The organism is Mesorhizobium sp. B2-6-2 (genome assembly GCF_006440615.1).
Classification (GTDB): domain Bacteria; phylum Pseudomonadota; class Alphaproteobacteria; order Rhizobiales; family Rhizobiaceae; genus Mesorhizobium.
The window spans coordinates 99,133-119,368 of record NZ_VFUG01000013.1; the positions used below are offsets into that span (position 1 = coordinate 99,133).

The 20,236-nt window shown below is 57.9% G+C and carries 15 protein-coding genes and 2 pseudogenes; 4 read left to right on the forward strand and 13 right to left on the reverse strand.

All coding sequences use genetic code 11. From position 1 onward, the window contains the following. The first annotated feature begins 868 nt into the window (after window positions 1-868). Window positions 869-2,998: a prolyl oligopeptidase family serine peptidase gene (locus FJ419_RS22550; RefSeq protein WP_064994204.1), complete on the forward strand. Its 2,130-nt coding sequence runs from the start codon at window positions 869-871 to the stop codon at window positions 2,996-2,998. A gap of 727 nt (window positions 2,999-3,725) precedes the next feature. Then, a pseudogene (locus tag FJ419_RS22555) lies at window positions 3,726-4,341 on the forward strand (OmpW family protein). 359 nt (window positions 4,342-4,700) lie between these two features. Here the strand turns inward: FJ419_RS22555 and FJ419_RS22560 are convergent. Further along, window positions 4,701-4,919 (reverse strand): helix-turn-helix transcriptional regulator, encoded by a 219-nt coding sequence (locus tag FJ419_RS22560; RefSeq protein ID WP_013533400.1) that lies wholly within the window; start codon window positions 4,917-4,919, stop codon window positions 4,701-4,703. 109 nt (window positions 4,920-5,028) lie between these two features. Between FJ419_RS22560 and FJ419_RS22565 the strand changes: the two genes are divergently transcribed. Next, entirely contained in the window at window positions 5,029-5,295 is a 267-nt protein-coding gene (locus tag FJ419_RS22565; RefSeq protein WP_064994205.1) for a DUF2285 domain-containing protein, read from the forward strand. A gap of 503 nt (window positions 5,296-5,798) precedes the next feature. Here FJ419_RS22565 and FJ419_RS22570 read toward each other — a convergent pair. Further along, window positions 5,799-6,536: a LuxR family transcriptional regulator gene (locus FJ419_RS22570; RefSeq protein ID WP_064994226.1), complete on the reverse strand. Its 738-nt coding sequence runs from the start codon at window positions 6,534-6,536 to the stop codon at window positions 5,799-5,801. Between the two features lie 656 nt (window positions 6,537-7,192). Continuing rightward, a complete protein-coding gene (locus tag FJ419_RS22575) occupies window positions 7,193-8,599 on the reverse strand; it encodes an aminotransferase (protein ID WP_064994227.1) in 1,407 nt (468 codons plus the stop codon). A gap of 315 nt (window positions 8,600-8,914) precedes the next feature. Between FJ419_RS22575 and FJ419_RS31255 the strand changes: the two are divergent. After that, window positions 8,915-9,145: pseudogene (locus FJ419_RS31255) on the forward strand (IS3 family transposase); the annotation flags it as partial. A gap of 486 nt (window positions 9,146-9,631) precedes the next feature. Here the strand turns inward: FJ419_RS31255 and FJ419_RS22580 are convergent. The 10 genes from FJ419_RS22580 to FJ419_RS22625 all read right to left on the reverse strand — a co-directional run bounded on the left by FJ419_RS22580 (window position 9,632) and on the right by FJ419_RS22625 (window position 20,191). Then, the gene (locus FJ419_RS22580) at window positions 9,632-11,086 is read right to left on the reverse strand and encodes a ThiF family adenylyltransferase (RefSeq protein ID WP_064994206.1); all 1,455 of its coding nucleotides are present in this window, start codon (window positions 11,084-11,086) and stop codon (window positions 9,632-9,634) included. Next, window positions 11,083-11,505, reverse strand: a complete 423-nt coding sequence (locus FJ419_RS22585; RefSeq protein ID WP_064994207.1) for an E2/UBC family protein — start codon at window positions 11,503-11,505, stop codon at window positions 11,083-11,085. Before FJ419_RS22585 ends, FJ419_RS22580 begins: the two co-directional genes overlap by 4 nt. After that, on the reverse strand, window positions 11,505-11,750 hold the full coding sequence (locus FJ419_RS22590) for a multiubiquitin domain-containing protein (protein ID WP_064994208.1): 246 nt from the start codon (window positions 11,748-11,750) through the stop codon (window positions 11,505-11,507). The genes FJ419_RS22585 and FJ419_RS22590 overlap by 1 nt, the downstream gene beginning before the upstream one ends. Before the next feature lie 195 nt (window positions 11,751-11,945). Further along, window positions 11,946-12,584: an Lrp/AsnC family transcriptional regulator gene (locus tag FJ419_RS22595; RefSeq protein ID WP_224655964.1), complete on the reverse strand. Its 639-nt coding sequence runs from the start codon at window positions 12,582-12,584 to the stop codon at window positions 11,946-11,948. Continuing rightward, on the reverse strand, window positions 12,514-14,067 hold the full coding sequence (locus FJ419_RS22600) for a fumarate hydratase (protein ID WP_064994210.1): 1,554 nt from the start codon (window positions 14,065-14,067) through the stop codon (window positions 12,514-12,516). The genes FJ419_RS22595 and FJ419_RS22600 overlap by 71 nt, the downstream gene beginning before the upstream one ends. Continuing rightward, window positions 14,064-15,497 carry an NAD-dependent succinate-semialdehyde dehydrogenase gene (locus FJ419_RS22605; RefSeq protein WP_064994228.1) on the reverse strand — a complete coding sequence of 478 codons (1,434 nt, stop codon included), beginning with the start codon at window positions 15,495-15,497 and terminating at the stop codon, window positions 14,064-14,066. The genes FJ419_RS22600 and FJ419_RS22605 overlap by 4 nt, the downstream gene beginning before the upstream one ends. 200 nt (window positions 15,498-15,697) lie before the next feature. Further along, window positions 15,698-16,624 (reverse strand): LysR family transcriptional regulator, encoded by a 927-nt coding sequence (locus tag FJ419_RS22610; protein ID WP_064994229.1) that lies wholly within the window; start codon window positions 16,622-16,624, stop codon window positions 15,698-15,700. A 116-nt stretch (window positions 16,625-16,740) separates the two neighbouring features. Beyond that, window positions 16,741-17,655 carry a CoA ester lyase gene (locus tag FJ419_RS22615; protein WP_086081362.1) on the reverse strand — a complete coding sequence of 305 codons (915 nt, stop codon included), beginning with the start codon at window positions 17,653-17,655 and terminating at the stop codon, window positions 16,741-16,743. 118 nt (window positions 17,656-17,773) lie between these two features. Next, complete coding sequence (locus FJ419_RS22620; RefSeq protein WP_140698308.1) at window positions 17,774-18,925, reverse strand: CaiB/BaiF CoA-transferase family protein; 1,152 nt, start codon at window positions 18,923-18,925, stop codon at window positions 17,774-17,776. Window positions 18,926-18,940: 15 nt separating this feature from the next. Then, window positions 18,941-20,191: a methylaspartate ammonia-lyase gene (locus FJ419_RS22625; RefSeq protein WP_064994231.1), complete on the reverse strand. Its 1,251-nt coding sequence runs from the start codon at window positions 20,189-20,191 to the stop codon at window positions 18,941-18,943. Window positions 20,192-20,236: the final 45 nt, after the last annotated feature.

Sequence of the window (20,236 nt, forward strand, 5' to 3'; positions counted from 1 at the left end):
CGGCAGCCACCCCGGCCTGTGCAGGCCAACGCAATTGATTTCAAGTCCGTGATCGGCTCGTGAGACCCGTGCCAGATTTTCCTTGAGGGGCAGTGGGCGCCGCGGTGGATTGCACGCTGGTTATGGGCAAGTTGTCATAGCGCTAGCGCTATAAGGTCAGTGATCGGGAGGTCTCCTGGGGGAATTTTCTCTCATGGACTCTACCGCCCCTCCTGAACCCGCGTATCGCATATCGGACGGCGGCCCGACATCACCCCAACCTGCCTTGGCGACCAGTCCACTGCATTCGCCCGAACAGCTTGCTGGCTTGATCGACAGACTTCAAGAATCCAATCAAGGGGACGGTGCAGGCCGAGATTGCGGTAGAGCTTGGGCAACCCTCAGATCGCCCAAGCGGCGTCCAATTCCTTGCCTGGCTCCGGTTTTTGCCGCCGGCGGGGTCTAAACCCACAGGTGGCAGCCGGTCTTCGTCGCTCACTCGTCCATCGCATCATGGTGGCCGCCATTGACTCGCATACGCGAAGCCTTCCGGAGCGAAGATGTCGGCGGCCAACCAAATTCCTTGTGAGCTGCACGGTGTCAGCTATCGGGCCTGAGTTGATCCGGTGATTACGCGGTGCACTCGTTGTCGCATTCGCGACGATGTCTGACATCTGACACGGCGCTGTCAGAGCGATCGCATTGTTCCGTAAGGGCTTCCGAGTTGGCACGAGAGCTGCGGTCCTATGTGCAGGAGCACTGCGACGCCACCGGTTGGGAAGAACTCATCCATGATCACGCTTTTCGAACATGCGGACACCGCCGCAAACATTGGGCCGTCTCGAGCGGACGAGAGCCCTTCCGCTTTCATTTCTCAGGTCTTTCGGTCATGAGCGAATTCGATTTTCGCCCAACGCTGAATGCGCCCGACGATGACCCCCATCTTTGGCTCGAAGATGTAGAAGGCGAACGGGCACTTGCGTGGACCGCCAGCCAGTCGGCAAAGACCCTGAAGCACTTCGCGGGAACGCAGTTCGAGCGCGACCGGGCGGCGCTTAGAGTGATGTTCGACCGTTTCGACAGGATTCCGCTCGTCACGCGCCGCGGTCAGTACCTCTATAATTTCTGGCAAGATGCCGGAAACCCGCGCGGGTTGTGGCGCCGGACCACCCTTGCCGCTTACATGAATGCGGATCCCCAGTGGGAGCTACTGGTCGATCTGGACGCCCTGGCCGCTAGCGACGGAGAAGACTGGGTCTGGGGCGGCGCGTCGATCGAGCCTGAGACGCGCGAAAGAGCCGTCTTGCGCCTGTCGCGCGGGGGCAGCGACGCGGTCGTGCATCGCGAATTCGACCTTAGCTCTTTGAGCATTGTCGCCGACGGGTTCAATCTCCCAGAGGCCAAGGGCGGGATAAATTGGCTCGACCCTGACACGCTTCTGCTTTTCAGTGCGCTTGGTCATGACATGGCCACCCGTTCCGGCTTCGCGCGGGCCGTGCGGTTGTGGAAGCGTGGCGCCGATCCCCTCACCGCGCCGGTAATCTTCAAGACGGGTTCCGAATCCCTAAGCGTGTCTGGTCATCTGGACCGCACGGTCGAGAACGAGCGCCTTTGGTTCATCGAGAATACTGGCTTCTTCAAGCAGATAGTCCAAATCGGCGACAGGAGCGGGCCGAAGCTTGAGATCAACCTTCCTCGGGATGCCTGGTGGGCCAGCTTCGGTGATTGGCTGGCGGTAAAGCCGCGCAAGCCCTGGACAGTGAGAGGGACCACCCATCCCGCGGACGCGCTGATCGGCATCTCGCTTTCTTCTTTCATCGGTGGCGAACGCCGTTTCAGCACCCTGTTTGAACCGGGCGAGAGGCGCTGTCTGCAGTCATTCTTCTGGAATGACGGGAAGCTCATTGTCGCCTACCTCGAGAACCTCGCTCCGCGTTTCGAGGTGTTCACCCCGGGTCGCCAGGAATGGACGCGCCGAGCCCTGGACACGGTGCCCGCGCAAGGGACCGTCCACCTCTGGTCCCTCGATGCGGCAGATCACGAGACCAATGGAGAGGTCCTCGTTTCGGCTCAGGACCCGATCACACCGTCGCAACTGCTCCTACTCGATCTCAATGATGCGCCGCCTCTTGGCGCTCCAGTGGTCCTGAAGCGCAGCCCGGAGAATTTCGACGCATCCGGACTGGTGGTCACGCGCCACGAGGCAGTCTCGATCGATGATGAATTGATTCCCTATATGCAGGTCGGTCCGGCGAACGGGAACGGAGATGCCCCGGTTCACCTTTCCGCGTATGGCGGGTTCGGCATATCGCTCCTGCCCCACTACAACTCCTCGCTCGGCAAGCTGTGGCTCGAACGCGGCGGCACGTGTGTGGTGGCAAATATCCGCGGGGGCGGCGAGTTCGGCACCCGCTGGCACGATGCCGGACGGAGGGAGGGCAAGCGTCTCGCCCATGACGATTTCGCTGCCGTAGCAGCCGACCTCGTACGAAGGGGCATCACACTACCGAGGCGGATTGCCGCTGAGGGCGGCTCGAATGGCGGCCTGCTGATCGCCAACATGCTTACTCGCTATCCCGAGCATTTCGGCGCGCTGTTCTGCACGGTTCCGCTTATCGACATGCGCCGCTACACCAAGCTCCTGGCCGGCGCGAGCTGGATCGACGAATATGGCGATCCGGACAAGGCTGAGGATTGGGCTTTCCTGAAGGAAATCTCCGCCTATCACGCCGCCACGCCGGGACAGCCCTATCCGCCGATCCTGCTCGCCACCACGAAGCGTGACGACCGCGTTCACCCGGGCCACGCGCGCAAGATGGCCGCAAAGCTGCAGGCCCTCGGCTATCCGGCTTATTTCTACGAGCCCGTCGCAGGCGGGCACGGGCACGGTAAAGACAATCGGGAGCGCGCTGGATTCATTAGTCTTGGCATCAATTTCCTTCGCAGCGCGATCGGCTGGCACGCCGATAGCTTTCACAAAGGATCGGGAGCTCGGGGAGAGCGAACTTCGGATGACTGAGTACAGGTCGAGGGGTGCGGCAAAGGTGCAAAATAATGCGAGCACGGTTTGCGCAAATGCGCCCCCGTACGCTGTCGACCTCAATCAATACTGCAGGACTATCGCAGTCTACCATTTTCTGAAGAGCAAGGAGCAATATCATGGGATCAAATAAATGAAACTGGCGCAGGGAGTAGTAACGGCCGTTGTCCTGATGCTGCTGGCACAGCAGGTTGTCGCGACGAGTCATCCACAAGTACCTGCGCCTCCCCGCCTCCCCCGTCCCGTTGCGCTTACCCGTGCCCGTCTACGACACCAATCTAGGAGTCAAGCTCTTGGCATATCCGCCTGCGCTCCTCGGGGGACCACATTCGGCTAGGTTAATACGGTGCCTATCCGGTTGCTTCTGCGGGACCAGCCCGGGCGGGCACAGCTACGGCAGGAATCCGACCCGGGCGCGTTCATTGGCTTAGGCGACATTTTGCTTGGCGGCGCGATCGGCTGGCACGCCGGTAACGTGTATGGACGACCGGGAGCACGACGAAAGCAAGCACGAACGAAGGAGCACAGGTCGAGGACTGCGACAAAAGCAATAACGCGATCACAGTTGGTCAGAATGCGCGCACAGCTCCATCTATCTTAATCAAATAGACTAGTTGCATGATAATTCGTTAGTTCTGAAGAGCAAGAGATATCAGTCAACAAAGCGAATGAACCTGCGCGGGCAGCAACAGCGGCTGTCGTCCTGATGCTGATCGGACAGCAGGCGGTCGCGTCAGACCTTCCAGAACCGTGCGGCCCCGACGAGGGTCCTTCGGTCGCGGAATGGCCAAGCCCTGGCAGATCCGCCTGCGCGCTTTGGGGGTCATCACTGGGGATTCGGGCTACGTCAATGGGGTGTCTGGCTCCGGTCTTTCCTATTCGAACACGGTGACGCCTGAACTCGATATTCTCGGACAACGTCGCCGCCGAACCCATACTCGGCGCCACCTTTGCCAACATCAATGGCCAAGGCTCGATGGGGCTAGGCAAGGTTGGTAAGGTTTGGCTGCTGCCGCCCACGCTCACATTCCAGTATCATTTTACCGATTTCGGCGCCTTCAAGCCCTATGTCGGCGCCGGCGTGAACTATACGATCCTTTATCAAGGCCGGCAGCGCCGATGATCTCAAGGTCAAGAACACCTTCGGCACCGCGCTGCAGGTCGGGTTCGACTACAAGCTCGACCAGCACTGGGGCGTCAACTTCGACGTGAAGAAGCTTTTCCTGAAGCCGGACTTCGAAGTCACCGTGGCCGGTAACAGCCAGACGGGCAAGGCGGAGCTCGATCCCTGGCTGATCGGCGCAGGTGTCACGTACCGATGATACCGCGGCCTCGTGAGCGCTTTGAGCCAACGGGCCCCCTCAGGCGCCCGTTAGCGTTCCCCCTTCCTCGGGTTAGTTTCAGTTTCCCGTGACGACTTCTGCAGAACGCCCAGCACAAGGACGCCTGTCGAGGTACGCGATCAGCATGCGTCGCGCCCACCTTTGATCAGAACGTCGTAACCTCGACTGTAACGTCGTAGCGCTGGTTCTCTCAGTCACCTTGCCCGCGAGCCCCGCCGAACACTCATCGGCAAAGGGCTGGCGGCGATAGCTGGTCGCCCCGGGGGAGATCGGACCTCCAGTGAGAGCCAGTGAGCGCCGTCAGGCGCTGGCTCCTAGTAATTACATGAACCGCCACTTCAGGCCTGTTTGTCGGGCCGTACCAGATCCATGTGGCTGACGCCGAGCGCCAACGCCAGTTCATAGATCGTGATGATCGTCGGATTTCTTCGGCCCTTCTCCAAACCGCTGATGTACTGCTGGCTGAAGCCGGAAATGTCGGCAAGCTGCTCCTGGGTCAGACGCTTCCTTTGCCTGATCCGCTGCACATTCCGTCCGATCAACTTGCGCATATCCATGCACGCAAGCCACCGGATCAGGCGACTTGAGTTTATCAACTATAATATGTAATTCACATTTTGCCGGGAGAGAAGTCGCCGAGGCGATCATCTGGAGCTAGGATCAGCAATGTTACAGCCTAAATCGGACATGGCGATTACCGACGAAGTGCCCTGGTCAGACGGCATCACAGCCTACGACAAGGAGCACTTTACAACCTACATGAGGCTCCTCGATGCATCCGGCGACGATGCTAGCGAAGAGGAAATGGCACATCTGATCCTCGGCATTGATCCGAGACGAGAACCGGAGCGTGCGAGGAAGGCTGTTCGCAGTCATCTCGACCGTGCAAACTGGGTGATGACAAGCGGGTACAAGGAATTGTTCGACAGCTGAGAAATTGCGCAGTGCTCGCCCAGTGGCCGCCACTGCTTCGGCTACAGCCCCCTCCTCGGCGCCTGATGAGGCATCCAGGAACGGCCAACGGCAGCCTCAATTCGGTTCATGGGCATCGGTTTTGGCCGGTTGGGGGTCTGATGCGACAAAAGGAATCGCGTTCCGTTTGGATGGGCAGTAGCCACAGCAGCACGTCATCGAGTGCCGCTCCTCCCACGAGTAACAACTGTGTAGGTTTTCGGCGAAGCTGGATGTTCAAATACCGGGCGCCCGCCACGGTTGACGCTTGACGTCAGCAGTATGGGGCGAGCTATTCTCATAGCCATGCAACGCGGACTAGCGTCGGAACGAGACGCCGACTGAGCCCTTTGAGTGCAAAGTGTGACGGGAATATACGACTGCATCGCGCCTGACTGCGCCGGGCGGCAAAGGGACTCAGCATCCCTTCGCCGCTGTTAAAATGCTGCGACCGATGACCCGAGCACAGCGGACCAAAGAGCTACTCAGAGGATCGAGCTCCCTTGGGACCCCAAAAGGGCTATGGCTTGATTTTGCGTGCGCACGCCCAGCTTCTTCTTGGCATTCTCCAAATGGAATGCGATGGTGCGCGGCTTAATGCCCAAGATGCGGCCGGTTACCCAGGCCGAATTGCCGCGCGCTGCCGACCGCAGGCACATATATTCGCGCGATGTCAGCAAGATCCCATCCACGGTTCGATCGCCCGGCAGTTTGCGGCGAACGCAGCGATGAAAGCAGGTGGCCATCAGCTGAAGAGCTTGTTCGTACCGCTCGATGACCCGAAGAAATACTGGACGAGGCTCATCGGCGGCGAACGTAACCGCGGCAGTGCGGCCTCGTAGATCGACGATTGGGATCGTCAATCCGCAGCGGATGCTGAATCGGGCCGCCTCATCAAATAGCTGCTGTTGAGCCGGCGACATCTTACCGCCCCACAAATCCGATCCCCATTGAAACGGGCGGCCGCCATTTCGAGCACGCAAGATGACAGGATCGAGCTTCTCATACTGATTTTCCAGATACTGCATGGCCCAGCGAGGTGGGTAATTCGAAATTAGCCTTGGCTTGCCGGAAGGCAGTGATGGCAAAGACAGGTACGCAAAAGAGAGTAGGTCAAATCTTGCCGCCGCCTCAGCCAAGGCTTCCCGGAAATCTGCTTCATCGACACTCTGTGACAGTCTTTCAAGGAATGTCTCGAAAACAAGTGGCATGTCCCTCGTCATAGTCGCGCTCGCTTCTTCCTCTTTCTGCACGCCTCCCGGCCGCCGCGTGCATGGCCGGACAACTGTCATTGACTTCGCAGGCGTCTCGGAGCTGATCAGCAGATATGGCCACACTGGGTTTGAGGTGTGAGAATTCACCGCCGCGATTGTTCTGCTGCAATCGATGATTGAGGACGATATCTTCGGCGTGGCCGCTCCGTTGAATGGTGGGGATGGCGCGCTGCAATGGTGTAAAGTCGCGTCTAAGTTTCGATCTGCATCCTAATACGCAAATCATCTTTGAACGCCTGATTTCCGGCCGCCCTTAATGATGGTGATGGGGTGAATCAAAAAGGGCGCCCTGCCGGCGGGGAGGTACACCGGCAGGGCGCGCCGCACAAAGGCCCTGGTTGTTGGGGGACAGGACAGTGGCGGCAGAACTGGTCGGTTACAACTTGCGAGTAAAGTGGTCCGGAGCATGCTCAGGATCAGATGTCTTGAATTCAACTATTTGGTTTGCTCGGCGCAACAGAATGCAGTCAAGCCAGCATCACCCAAGGACGGCCCCTGACGCAGCCGGATCTTTACGACTGGTCCGTGCAGAGTTTTCATGGGATGATATGACAGCATTCTGGCACATGGTCACGCCAGTGCTCAATCCCGTCGCCTTTGGAAGATCATACGGCACCCTCAGCCTTCAGCGCGCGATATGTGGCATCGACTGATTTCGCGGTCGCACCGACGATGATGTCGATCTCTTTTCGGGTAATGATCAGAGGTGGCGCATAGCCGAGGATGTCGCCATGCGGCATGGCCCGTCCGATCACACCATTTTCAAACAGAGCAGCTGCAGTGCGCACCCCGACCTGAAGGTCAGGATCGAATGGTATCCTTTGTTTCGGGTCCCGCATCATCTCTACCGCGGATAGGATACCCACTCCGCGAACTTCGCCGACGATGGGATGTCCCGCCAGTTCGGCTTTCATGCGGGCCTGCCAGTACGGTCCGACATCCTTCACATGTTCCAGGATGTTTCTTTCTTTTAGCAGTCGAATATTGGCAAGCGCGGCCGCAGCACAAAGCGTGTGACCGGAATATGTCCATCCATGGCCAAGTGCGCCGTGCTTCTCAGTTCCTTGTTCCAAAACCGACCAGACTCGGTCGCCAATGATCGACCCGGAGATGGGGAGGTAGGCGGAACTCAGCCCCTTGGCGATGGTCACGAAATCCGGACGCATGTTATACAGGTGAGAACCGAACTTCTCGCCGGTCCGCCCGAAGCCGCAGACCACTTCATCAGCGATCAGAAGGATATCGTACTTATCGAGCACCGCTTGAATGGCCGTCCAGTACCCTGTGGGGGGCGGCACAATACCTCCTGTCCCAAGTACCGGCTCTCCGATAAAGGCTGCAACCGTTTCTGGTCCTTCAGCCAGGATCAAGGCTTCAAGCTCATCGGCACAGCGCCGGGAGAAAGCTTCCTCGCTCTCCTCGATGCGCGCCTGGCGGTAGTAGTGTGGCGTGGTGGTATGGCGCACCAAATCCAGAGGCAGGTCGAAGAAATTGTGAAAAAACGGAAGGCCGGTCAGGCTACCGGTGACCAGCCCAGATCCGTGATAGCCGCGATTTCGCGAGATGATCTTTTTCTTTTCGGGCCGGGCGAGGATATTATTATAGTACCAGACCAGCTTGATGTTGGTTTCGTTAGCGTCGGAACCAGAGAGGCCAAAATAGACCCTTCGCATGTTCTGACCGAAATACTCGACCACGGCCTCTGCCAAAAGGGCGACCGGCTCCGTACCTTGGCTGGCATAGACGTGTGCGAACGGCAATTCGTGCGCTTGCCTGGCAATAGCCTCGGCGATCTCCGTGCATCCATAACCCATATTCACGCAGTAGAGGCCTCCGAAACCGTCGAGGCTCCTTCGGCCTTCGGTGTCCCAGATATAAACGCCTTCCGCACCGGCCATGATCCTATTTGGCGTTTCGCCTCGGCTGTGCTTGGCCAGATGCGTAGAAGGATGAAAGACGAAGCTTCTATCCTTCTCCCGGAGTTGCTCGGTTCCCAGATTGCTCAAGCGCATGTCCCTCTCCTCGCGATACAATGGCGGGGGCATTTGGCCGGCCAGCTCATTGGCAAGCAGTATACCGGAAACACCGCTGGAATTTCGCGGGAATGGATGTTTTTTGCAGACGAATTCGCGGAATCGGGATCAGATGCCGTGGAAATCAACTGAGCTGGTGTACCTTTGCCTGGACTGGGCCCGTTTGGACCGGACAGTCGGCTAATGTGGGAGGCTTAGATATACTCAAGCACAGGCGGCTGACGAATATCGACGGATTGAATTGCAGCGGCTGCGGTGGGATCTGACGAATCTTTGGAGTTCAGAAGTGCGGGGCTTGAAGAGCACGTTCGCGACCTCGAGCGGCTTCCCGGCCGCAAGACCATGCAAGTGGAGATCCTCAAGGACGCGCTGGCCGGGTCGGACTCAAAATAAACCGACTTGCGGCGCTTGTTGCAGCCGAGGGACAGTTCCCGATGAAGGCCGTTGCCGAGACCCGCGGTGGCGCGGCCCATCTCCATGACAAGGGTGCGTCGCCCGGTGAAGCCGCGCGGGCCTTACCGCAAACGCGTCCGCGGCTCCAGGACCCACTCTAGAGATTTCTTGCGTATATGTCTGGTCGGGCTCGCCAAGGCTCGACACCGGTGTCTTCACACCAATAGACTTTCCCGTCGCTGAGCCAGAAATGGCTTAGGCATCCTTTGGTTCTCCAAACGGAGGGATGCAACGTTGGCCGGCCCTCCACGCTCACCTCAATGCGCCACCTGGGGTTATGTGGCGCGTGGGTTGGCAATGAAACCACATCGCCACACCCACAGGGACACCTAAAGAGTGCCCAGTATGGTCGGCCTTTATGCACGACGCTTATGAACTGTCCCGGCCGAACCGCGTCATTCGGCGGCGTTTTTTCAACCACATCATTGCGAGCGAAAGATACGTCCGCGAGCGATGCCTCAGAAGGAACTCGGTCCGCCGGTGTTTTTGGACCACGTGGACCGAGAATGATTTCCTCTGCCCACCGTAGGAAACTTAACAACCAAGACCACATGCGAATCAACACAGCTTGCCGAGTGACGGCATACCGAGCCGGTAGCCATTCTCGCGTGCGAGCAATAAACCGTCTGGACCGCAGCAAAAACAACCAGCGTTGTCTTTTGGCATATTGCTGTAAATTACCATGTGCACGAAATCGTACCATATATTGTCGCGGCGAATGTCGCTCGCAAGCCGCCGATAGGGGCGCACCAGATCAAACAAGGTCGCTACGGCCATGTCGGCGGTCGCACTGGTGAAGGGACCTACTCCGGGCGCCCGCTCCCCGCCCCCGATCAGATAATACTCTTCCCGGAGCGTCTCTGGATCCAGCTCCGCCAGCTCCGGACGCGCCTTCAGTGCACTCTCGTAATCGAGCTTTTCCTCGGTGACGACGCCTTGGCATCTTAAGCACCCACCAGATTCGGGAAGAACTGTGCTAACCCGCCCTCTATGATCACGTAGGTACGGCTGACGGTCCTGGTCAAGACCAATATTGCCTGTGAGCCCGCAGTCGATGAGTCCTTGGCAGTAATAGTAAACCGCCTGATTGAGAATTTCTCTCCCAGCGACATCATCAGTACAACCGAACACCAAGTCGGCGCTGGAAATGGCATCGACCGCTTCTGGAGACTCGTTCACATACCCCTCAATGGCAACGACAGTCACTCTCAGGCCCAGATCCCGAACATATCGGGCTAACGTAGCAGCTTTGCTCTCGCCTACATCGCAGCGGCGATATCCGCGAACGCGGTTGAGATTGCTAGCTTCGAGCAAATCGCCGTCTACAATGATGAGTTCGCCTACACCCGCGCGAGCGATAAGTGTGGCGACTGAAGACCCTGTTCCCCCTCCTCCGACGATTGCTACGCGCAACGATCTGAGCTTCTCGTTGAATGGTTCGCCAAATGCAGCTTCTTGTCGCTTTAGCACTTCCGATGGTGCAGCATCGACCTTCTTGCCGATGTGAACTGACAGCTGCGTCCCGAGCACACACACATGCCGGACGTCAGCCACTCCGTGAGGGGCCGCACCCGTCCGAACTCTGGCACGCCAATGTCCGTCGGCCAAAATCATCGCGACAAGTGATACCTCAGGGCCATTGCAGCCAGCGTATCCCCTCAGAATGCTTTGTTCGTTCTGATCATCCTTCGTCGAGAAATCCAGAGCGCCCCTTGGGTGACTGTGGACAAACCCCAGCTCAAGCCGCTCCTGCTCGCAGCGAAAGTAGATATCTTGGAACTTGCGGAGATTGATGCGCAAGTGCACCGGGGAGCTGTCCAGCACCCAGTCGCCATCCATCTCAATCGCGTCAACGGCCACAAAACGCGTTGACGGCGGCAGACCCAGTACGGTTCTCTCAATTTTGCGGAAGAGGACGAGCGCGCCCCGCTCGTCACGGTCGGGGTGCCCGGTCAACCAGCTCTTGAGCCTATCGTCGAGGGAACCGATAATCGAAATCCGATATCCGTTCATGAACGCCTCGCGTCCGGGTACTTAAACGCCCATGAGATCCGGTCCATAATTGTCTGGACGTCGTCGACCTTTGGCTTCCAGGCATTTTTATGCCAGTGTCTGGACCACCGGCAAAACACTGTCGCCTTGTGCGTACGCGAATCCTCATTGGAACCAGGTCCGCCAGTATTTGGTATTGGCTTGCCGTCAGCCCGGTGAAGTCGTGGGTGAACCCAGAACATGTCCCCACCCGAGCTATTGTAATTCTGCGGAATCTCATACAACACATCGACAGCGTTTGCAGATTTTGCATCTGCCAGGTAAACCCCTTTCGGCAGCGGAAATCTTTTGAATATTAGGAAACGGGCGCCCTCCTCTTCTTCAAAATTGACGCCGGCTTTGTGGAGTGTCTCGTAATCAGAATCGAACAACAGGGGCATTATTCAATTCCGGCTTCGGAACTTGCATCCTGCGCGTAGAACTTTTCGATCCCCGGTGGCAGCAAGTCGATCGGGTCCTCGTGCCCAACTAACTGGCCAGGCTGGCCTGGCCTTTTCACATAAAGGTCCATGCTATCCGGTATGCCAGGGCCTACGCCTCGCACCTCGGCGCCGGTTATGAACCGGTTGTCCCAATCGTAATTTTCGTTTTCGATTTTGAACTTGAACTTCTCTTTGGCAGCCATGGATCCGTCTCTCGCAGTTGCTTGGTTTCAAGATATCTCAGGCGCGCACATCCCTCTTCTCCCGTTGATTACGGGCAGGCTCGACCAGTTGCCTCTTATACGGGAAGCGCTCCTTCGGGTTTCACGGGAATGCGCGTGTTTCGCCACGGAATTCGCGGAATGGAGGTCCAAACCCGCGGAATCAGGCCTGGGCGTCTACCGCTGTCTTAGTGAGGACAAGGGGATCGGTGCATTCGATTTCACAGGTTTGGTCACCACAAGGCTGTAATATTGATCAATCCCCAGCCCTGCCTGCAGCAGCCCCTCCATAAAATCTTGATAGGTAGCCATGGAAAGTGTTGCGACGCGCATCAGATAATCGATCCTTCCCCCAATTGCCCAGCAATCCAAGATTTCGGGAAAATCTTGGATCGCGACCTCGAAGTGTCTTTGGTCCTCAAGGCGATGACGGTCCAGCACGACCTCCACCATTACAAAGACCATGCCGCCAATGAGGGCTGGACTGAGCCGTGCGTAGAATCCCTCAATAATTCCTTCGGCCTCGAGTGCACGGAGACGTTCCGAGCAAGCCGACGCCGAAAGATGGACGCGCTTCGCAAGCTCGCTTTTTGAAATCCTACCGTCTGACTGAATCGCTGAAAGAATGCGGATATCCCAGGCGTCCAGGCGCAGAGGATTGGGTTTTGCCTTCATGACTTCAGCTCTTATGCCGTTGCCGACACTGGAATTGGGTTGGAACGACCGGCTCTTGGTCACGAAGGGTTCAAACGCCGATGTTGCGTGCGATGCTGTCCGCAGCCATGCGCTTTCGCCACTCAAGAGGTCCGGAATCATGAATGGAGTTTCCCTCGACATCGACAGCTGCGATGACAGGCATGTCCTTCACCTCGAATTCATAGACAGCTTCCATGCCAAGGTCTTCGAAGGCCACAAGCCGCGCTGACTTAATTGATTTTGAGATCAGGTAGGCAGCCCCTCCCACCGCGATGAGATACGGCGTTTTGTATCTTGCAATCGACTGTATTGCCGCCCGCCCTCTCTCCGCTTTGCCCACCATCGCGAAAAGCCCGGTTTCGGCTAGTACCTTTTCCGTAAAATCGTCCATTCGGCTGGAGGTCGTTGGCCCAGCCGGTCCGACGACTTCATCTCCCACCGCGCGGACGGGTCCAACGTAGTAGATAACGCGTCCCTGCAGATCGAACGGAAGCGGCTTGCCGGCGTCGATCAACTCGACGATCCGCTTGTGGGCTGCGTCACGGCCCGTCAGCATCGTTCCGGATAAAAGGAGGGTTTCCCCGCAGCGCCACGATGCTGTCTCTTCCTTCGCCAGCGTATCAAGATTGATCCTGCGTACGCCGGCTGGCCTCAATTCGTCCGTTCCAATTTCGGGCCATTCGCTCAGATCGGGCGGCTGGAGTCGGATGGGTCCATAGCCGTCCAAAGTAAACTTCAGGTGCCGGTTGGCGGCACATTGCGGGATGAGGGCAACGGGCTTGGACGCCGCATGAGTAGGATAGGTCGCAACCTTGACGTCAACGACTGTCGTCAGACCACCAAGGCCTTGGGCCCCAATACCAAGCGCGTTGATCCGCTCATAAAGCTCAATCCGCAGCCCCTCCTCTGGGCTGGACGCTCCCCTGGCAATCAGTTCCACCATATCGATGGGCTCGTTCATGGCCTCTTTGGCCAGCAGCATCGCCTTTTCAGCGCTACCACCGACGCCAACAGAGATCAGGCCGGGGGGGCACCATCCGCTGCCGAGGGTCGCCACCGTGTCGACCACCCAATCGGCAACGGATGCGCTTGGGTTCAGAGTGGTGAAACGGGCCTTGTTCTCCGAACCGCCGCCTTTTGCCGCAATGGTGATCTCAATCTTGTTACCTTGCACAAGGTCAACGTGGACGACTGCCGGCGTGTTGTCACGGGTGTTCATCCGTCGGGCAAGCGGATCGGCAACAATTGATGCCCGAAGCGGATTGTCCGGGTCGAGATATGCCTGACGGACACCGTCATTCACGAGGTCTGCGAAACTGGCTGCTGAGTTGATGCGGACGTCCATACCGACCTTGGCGAAGCACACCACAAGACCGGTGTCCTGGCACATCGGCCGCCGTCCGAAGGCCGCCATGCGGGAATTAGCCAGGATCTGTCCGATGGCATTCTTCGCCGCTCGACTCTGTTCACTCACGTAGGCCTGCGAAAGAGACCGGATGTAATCTGGAGGATGGTAATACGAGATGTACTGAAGGGCGTCGGCAACGCTCCTTGTGATATCCTTGCCGGCGATGGTCCGTGTTCTACTTCCCACCGATTTCATCCAAATGAGCTGAGACCGTTGACCATTTTGAGGATTTGGAAGCTTCGCACCCCCTGTTCGCCGCCTTCATATCCGTAGCCACTCTGCTTGACTCCCCCATAGGGCGCGTCTGCCGAGACCCCTTTCAGGTAATTCACACTGACAGCGCCTGCCGAAAGGCCATTAATCAGCTTTCGCTGCGTATTGGCAGCGTCCGTGAAGAAATAAGCGGCCAAGCCATAATCGGTGGCGTTGGCCTCCTCAATCGCCTCCTCGAGCGCATCGAACGGCGCCACAGTGAGGATCGGTCCGAACGGCTCTTCATGAAGCACTCTCGCTTCCTTCGGTACGGCCGTCAGGATGGTTGGCGGCCAGTAAAAGCCCGGTCGGTCAAGGCGGGCGCCACCGGTTTGGATGCGGGCGCCTCGTTCGACCGCATCCTTGGTCAGGCGCTGCATTGCTTCTATTCGCCGGGCGTTCGCCATCGGACCCATGTCCGTTGCAGCGTCGTCTGGTAGGCCGATCCTGATCTTGCGGACCGCCTCCGTCATCCGGGACAGAAATTCCTCATAGAGGGACCGCGCGACAAGAATCCTGCTGGGCGCATTGCAGCTCTGGCCCGCGCACTCGAACTTGTATTCCGAAATAGCCGGTACGGCCTTTGCCAGGTCGGCATCCTCGCACACAATAACCGGGGAGTGCCCACCGAGTTCGAGGATGCAGCGCTGCAAATTATTCGCCGCGAGCATGGCCAGCTGTTTTCCAACAGCGGTTGAACCGGTGAAAGTTAAAACCTTCACGATTGGCGAACTGAGCAAATGCCGCGATATATGCACCGGCACACCGAAGACCAGATTGACCACGCCGTCCGGAACGCCTGCTTGGCGCAACGATTCAACAATATGGACTGCCACGCTCGGTGTCTCTTCAGCCCCTTTGAGGATCACCGGGCAGCCTGCCGCAAGCGCAGGGGCGAGCTTGCGGGCGATGAGAACGGCCGGATAGTTCCAAGGGGTAAAGGCAGCAACGACGCCAAGGGGCTCCGGGACGACCATCCGGTTCGGACCCATCGGAATCGGGGTCGACAGCTCCTCGGCATGTCTGCCGTTCCATTCCAGCGTTTCGACAGCGCGCACATACTCACCTGTCGCTTCGGCAATCGTCTTTCCCTGTTCGGCCGACAGGTCCCTGGCCGCGGCTCCAGCCCTCTCTGCTAGAATCCTGGCGGCTGCTACGAGGATCTCGCCACGATGTTTGGCTGGCCGCGAGGACCACGCCTTGCGGCTCCGTTCTGTCGAAGCGAGAGCCTCATCCAAATCCGACACGGTCGCCGAGGCCACCGAAGCAAATACCTTCTCCGTCGCCGGATTAACCACCGGCAATGTGGCTCTGCTACCGCCGGCTCGCCATTTGCCGTTGATAAAGAGGTGGTGGCTCCTAGCGTCGGACATCGCGCGCTCCACTTAGTGAAATATTCATGCCATACAAGCGCCGTTCGATGTCAAAAACACTGAACTCGCTTGAGCCAGTTTCATCGCGATGGTCGCGGAGGGTCAAATATCGATTAGTGCCGAAATCCATCTGGAATCCAGATCGATCTGATGTTGATGGCGGGAAGCGGTCATGTCCCAGCTTCGTAGTTGAACGGTTATCAGGTCGGCTCAGCAGCCACTGCAGCCCAGCCGCGGCTCTCAATCAGTTCTCTGGCCACATTGGTGATGAGCTTACGTACCGCGCAAACGGATGCAGAACGCTCATCTTTCGGATTCACAGCAAGCACGACGGATCGGGTAATCGCCGGATCAACGATCTTGACGGTCCGGACCAGCCCTTGAGAGGCTTCTTTCTGAACCGCGGACGGAGCGAGAATAGAATAAGCCTTTCCGTCTATAACCATGTTGATGATCGTTGAGAGCGAGTCCACTTCAAACTTGACGTCCAGCGCGCAACCGTGTTGTGCGACGACGTCAGCGACTGAACGTCTGACGTTATTGCTGCGCATGGGGACCGCGAGCGGGAATGCATGCAGGTCAGCAAGAGATATAGCATCTTCGAAGGGTGGCTCACCGGACGGAACCACCAGACAAAGGTTTTCGCGCGCTAGCACCGTCATCCGCCCTACACTGTCCGCGGTGCGGTAGAGAACCGCCAGATTGAAGCGTCCAGCAGCCATCCACTCCTCTAGCGGTCCAGTCATACCCTCCACCATTTTGAGGGACACCTTGGGCAATTCGTTCCTCACTGCCTCAAGCAGCGGCCCGCTCAGAACGCGAGCCGCTCCAGATGGAATGCCCATAGTTACCTCCCCGGCAGGGGAAGAAGCTGTGTTGGTCAATTCCACCTCAGTAAGTCGAATTTCTTTGAGGATCGCCCGTGCCCGCTCGAGCAATTTGGCTCCTGACGCTGTGACGCTCACGCCAGTCCTGTCACGTATCAGCAGCTGAGTCCCGAAGCCTTCCTCCAGTTGACGCACATGCAGGCTTAGCGCGCTTTGGGCGACATTAAGGAAGCCCGCGGCTTTCGTGAAACTGCCTGCTTCGACCACGCCGACGAAGTATCTTAATTGTCTGATTTCCACGGGTACTCTTCCGAGGGCGAACTCCAATTTCGGCAATCTATCTCGAAATGCGATGGCGCGACAGCAATAATTGTGCCACGGCGCACCCAGTCGGCTCTAAATCAGCCGCACAAGACTCAAACGTCCAAGTCGGTGTCCGGACCCGCGGCGGCAATTTCTTGGGCCCTTCGAATCACCGGCGGATCGACCATCTTTCCCTCGAAGGCGAAAGCGCCTCGACCCTGCCCTGCCGCATCTTTTTGCGCCGCGAGAACACGACGGGCCCACTCGAGCTCCTGTGCGCTCGGCGAAAAGGCCTCATTGAAAATGGCCACTTGTGCCGGATGGATCGCCAAAGCTCCGGCAAAGCCAAGCCGCCGCGCATGCGCCGCGGCTTCACGAAGTTTATAGGTGTCCGAGAACTCGCCCATGCTTCCAATAAAGCCCAAAGGGAGCAATCCGGCCGCACGGGCAGCGAACAGCACGGCAAGGCTCGGGGCCAGGAGCAGATCAAATCCCGGGACGCCGCCAACAGCGGCACTGAAGTCTTCAGGACCAAGCGCCATTGCGACCATCCTTGGATGCGCCGACGCAATGGTCGCGAGCTTTCGCAAAGCGCCAGGCGTCTCGATCTGGGCGAGGAAACGTATGCGTCCCACGGGAAGATTTCTTTCCCGTTCAAGTTCCGAAACCGCATTGGCGATCTCTAAAACCCACTCTGCCGAATCCGTCTTGGGGAGAACCAATGCATCGACACCGGCCACCACAGCTGCATCGAGATCGGCCGCCAAGACGCGCAAACCTCGGTTCACGCGGACCAAAACCGATGCGCCCTTACTGCCCACCTTTGCCACAGATTCAGGAAGCTGCCGCCGTGCCTCGCCTTTTTGCTCCTGCGGAACGGAATCCTCGAGATCGAGAATGAGGCCATCAGCACCCCGCTGATGGGCCGTTGCCACAAAACGCGCAACGTGAGCGGGAACAAAGAGTAGGGATCTCCAGCGCGGTACGGGAAGCGAGCTTTCGGCGGCTGGACGGTTGTCCTTGATCATGGACTCGCCTCGCGGATATTAGCGAGAGCGATGCCAGTGAGGTTGCCGGCCGGCTGCCGGTGCTTTGCCCGGAGCAAGCACGGACTCCCGAGTGCGTCGCTCCCGACAAGCGGCGCGGTCATGCTGACACAGCTCTTTCGTGCAAACGCGCTGAAACCTCCTTGCGGACGCTCTCCGTGTGGGCGCCAAGAGCTGGAACTGGACGCAGCGACGGGTGCTCAGAGTTGAAGGTTGCGGCCGGCGCTATCGTCTCCACAGTTCCTTCAGGTGTGCCAATTCCAACCCTGCGAACATGGGGATGTTTTGAAATATCCGCGACTTCATTCAGTCGCCCATATGCCAAACCGGCCGCTTCAAGCTCCTGCATCGCTTCGTGGCAGGACAATTCGGAAAACCGCCTTTCAATAATCTCGTCAAGTTGGGCACGGTGTCCGAGCCGCTCCATATTGTCTGCAAAAGTAGGTGCGCGTGTAAGCGACGGCTGCTTCAGGAATTTCTCGCAGAAATTCACCCACTCGCGGTCGTTCTGAACCGAAAAAATGACTTCCTTGTCATCGGCACAACGATAGGCGCCATACGGAGCCAGCGACGGGTGTTTCACGCCGGCGCGTACTGTGTGATAGCCGCTGTAGTCGTTCTGCAGAACCGGCACGTTCATCCAATCGGCGACGGAATCGAACAGTGACACCTGAATGCTTGTCCCTTCGCCAGTGACCTCACGGTGATACAGCGCCTGAAGAATGGCGCTATGCGCGGTCATGCCCGCCGAGATGTCGCAAACAGAGACCCCTACACGCGCTGGTCCTTGCTGGTTGCCCGTGATCGCGCATAGACCTGTTTCAGCCTGGACGATGAGATCATATGCCTTCAAATGGGAATATGGCCCTGTGTCCCCGAAACCAGAGATATCGCAGGTGATCAGCCGCGGAAAACGTCGGCGGAGATCGGCAGATCCAAAACCGAGTTTTTCGGTACTGCCCGGTTTCAGATTCTGAATAAAGACGTCCGAACCGGTAATAAGCGCGTCCAGGACTGCGCGGTCCGCTTCCAACTTCAGGTCCAGACAGACCGACTCCTTGCCCCGATTGAGCCAGACGAAGTAAGCACTCTGTCCCTGGACCAACTTGTCGTAGTTTCGGGCAAAATCACCTTCGGGCCTCTCGATCTTGATGACCCGGGCGCCCGCGTCTGCAAGGCGTGACGATGCGTAGGGTGCGGCCACGGCCTGCTCGACCGCTACGACGGTGATCCCCTCAAGAGAGTTCTGCATGCGACACCGTGCTTTTCATCCAACGTTTTCGTTTTGATTCCGACGCCTCAGGACCGCCAGCAACCGGTTCTGTTCATTCCCGACAATTGAGAATGCCTCGTCGACACCCATTCCCGGCTTTGCAAGCATCATGTCGGCCTGGGTTGCCACCGATACGTGGACCGAACCCTGGGCGGAGAGATCTGTCTCGGTACAGCTCCCGCCGACATACGCTCCGACCCCATTTTCCTTGCAAAGGAGAACGGCCCGAGCCGTGTCGGCCATGGAGCCGACATCGGGCGTCTTTATCTGAACAAGGTGCGCGGCCTTCGCTTCAGCAAAGAGCAGAATATCCTCAAGCGTATTGCATCTCTCATCGACGACAACGCGGGCGCCCGATCCCCGGTCATCCAGGATCGATACGATCCGGGCATATTTCTCAATTTGAGCTTGCGTGGAACCATAATCCGCCGGCGACTCGATATTGAGCGTGAAATCCGGAACGGTTTCTGCAACCTTGCAGATAAAGTCGGCAACGCGTCGCGGCTCCAGGCCGATTTCCTGGCCGATCCAGCCATACACATCGAAATGCAAGACCGGATGATAACCTGCGTGGCCGATTTCACCTGTCCGAGTTGCAACCCATTTGACGAATTCCATGAAGGTCTGACCGTCGACGCCGAATTTCTGGCGCGAGTTGATCAATCCGTGCGGAAGAACATCCACGCCCTTCAAAATCATCTTGTCAACATTGATTTCGCGAGCATCTCCGCTCTGGCAGTAAATCGGAACCCTACGTGTCGGTAGAGGCAGATCAAATTCATTGCATATGATCTCCGCCATCGTCGTATGATGAAGATGGGCGGCCGCGCGAAGGAGAGCTTGGCTGACGCCATACTGAATCGCGAGTGGCAACGGCTTATGTTCGTAGGGTTCGAAAACCTTCGCACAGGCATCCAGATAAAGAGATGCATCGACATCGAGAAGCCGCGGGACCACGACCCGCCACGACAAATCGGAGATTTGATTCGGATCGAAGAGCGGATCGCGTCCGCCGGCACCAGAGTACTGGACGTTCATCATGTCGCCCCAAACGACGGTGTCGTCGGCAAGGACAAGCCCGACGCTGAGCGATGATGCTGGAATGCGAATCGACTTGAACCCAGGCGTTGTCGGTACGCCGACATAGATGAAACCATCCTGGACGGCGCCGGACCTGATGGCAGCTTGATCATCATAGAAGAATGCACCGTTGCCAGGCGCAAGGACCACGTCTTTGATCTGCAATTCAGTCACCCGATTCATTCTGAGGGGATAAAATTCGTTACGCTG

Coding starts and splice junctions, on each gene's coding strand:
- FJ419_RS22565 (WP_064994205.1), top strand. CDS start 5,029: ATGTTACAGCCTAAATCGGACATGGCGATTACCGACGAAGTGCCCTGG.
- FJ419_RS22585 (WP_064994207.1), bottom strand. CDS start 11,505: ATGCCCCTGTTGTTCGATTCTGATTACGAGACACTCCACAAAGCCGGC.
- FJ419_RS22575 (WP_064994227.1), bottom strand. CDS start 8,599: ATGCGCTTGAGCAATCTGGGAACCGAGCAACTCCGGGAGAAGGATAGA.
- FJ419_RS22580 (WP_064994206.1), bottom strand. CDS start 11,086: ATGAACGGATATCGGATTTCGATTATCGGTTCCCTCGACGATAGGCTC.
- FJ419_RS22605 (WP_064994228.1), bottom strand. CDS start 15,497: ATGTCCGACGCTAGGAGCCACCACCTCTTTATCAACGGCAAATGGCGA.
- FJ419_RS22570 (WP_064994226.1), bottom strand. CDS start 6,536: ATGACGAGGGACATGCCACTTGTTTTCGAGACATTCCTTGAAAGACTG.
- FJ419_RS22590 (WP_064994208.1), bottom strand. CDS start 11,750: ATGGCTGCCAAAGAGAAGTTCAAGTTCAAAATCGAAAACGAAAATTAC.
- FJ419_RS22595 (WP_224655964.1), bottom strand. CDS start 12,584: ATGATTCCGGACCTCTTGAGTGGCGAAAGCGCATGGCTGCGGACAGCA.
- FJ419_RS22560 (WP_013533400.1), bottom strand. CDS start 4,919: ATGGATATGCGCAAGTTGATCGGACGGAATGTGCAGCGGATCAGGCAA.
- FJ419_RS22620 (WP_140698308.1), bottom strand. CDS start 18,925: ATGCAGAACTCTCTTGAGGGGATCACCGTCGTAGCGGTCGAGCAGGCC.
- FJ419_RS22615 (WP_086081362.1), bottom strand. CDS start 17,655: ATGATCAAGGACAACCGTCCAGCCGCCGAAAGCTCGCTTCCCGTACCG.
- FJ419_RS22550 (WP_064994204.1), top strand. CDS start 869: ATGAGCGAATTCGATTTTCGCCCAACGCTGAATGCGCCCGACGATGAC.
- FJ419_RS22600 (WP_064994210.1), bottom strand. CDS start 14,067: ATGAAATCGGTGGGAAGTAGAACACGGACCATCGCCGGCAAGGATATC.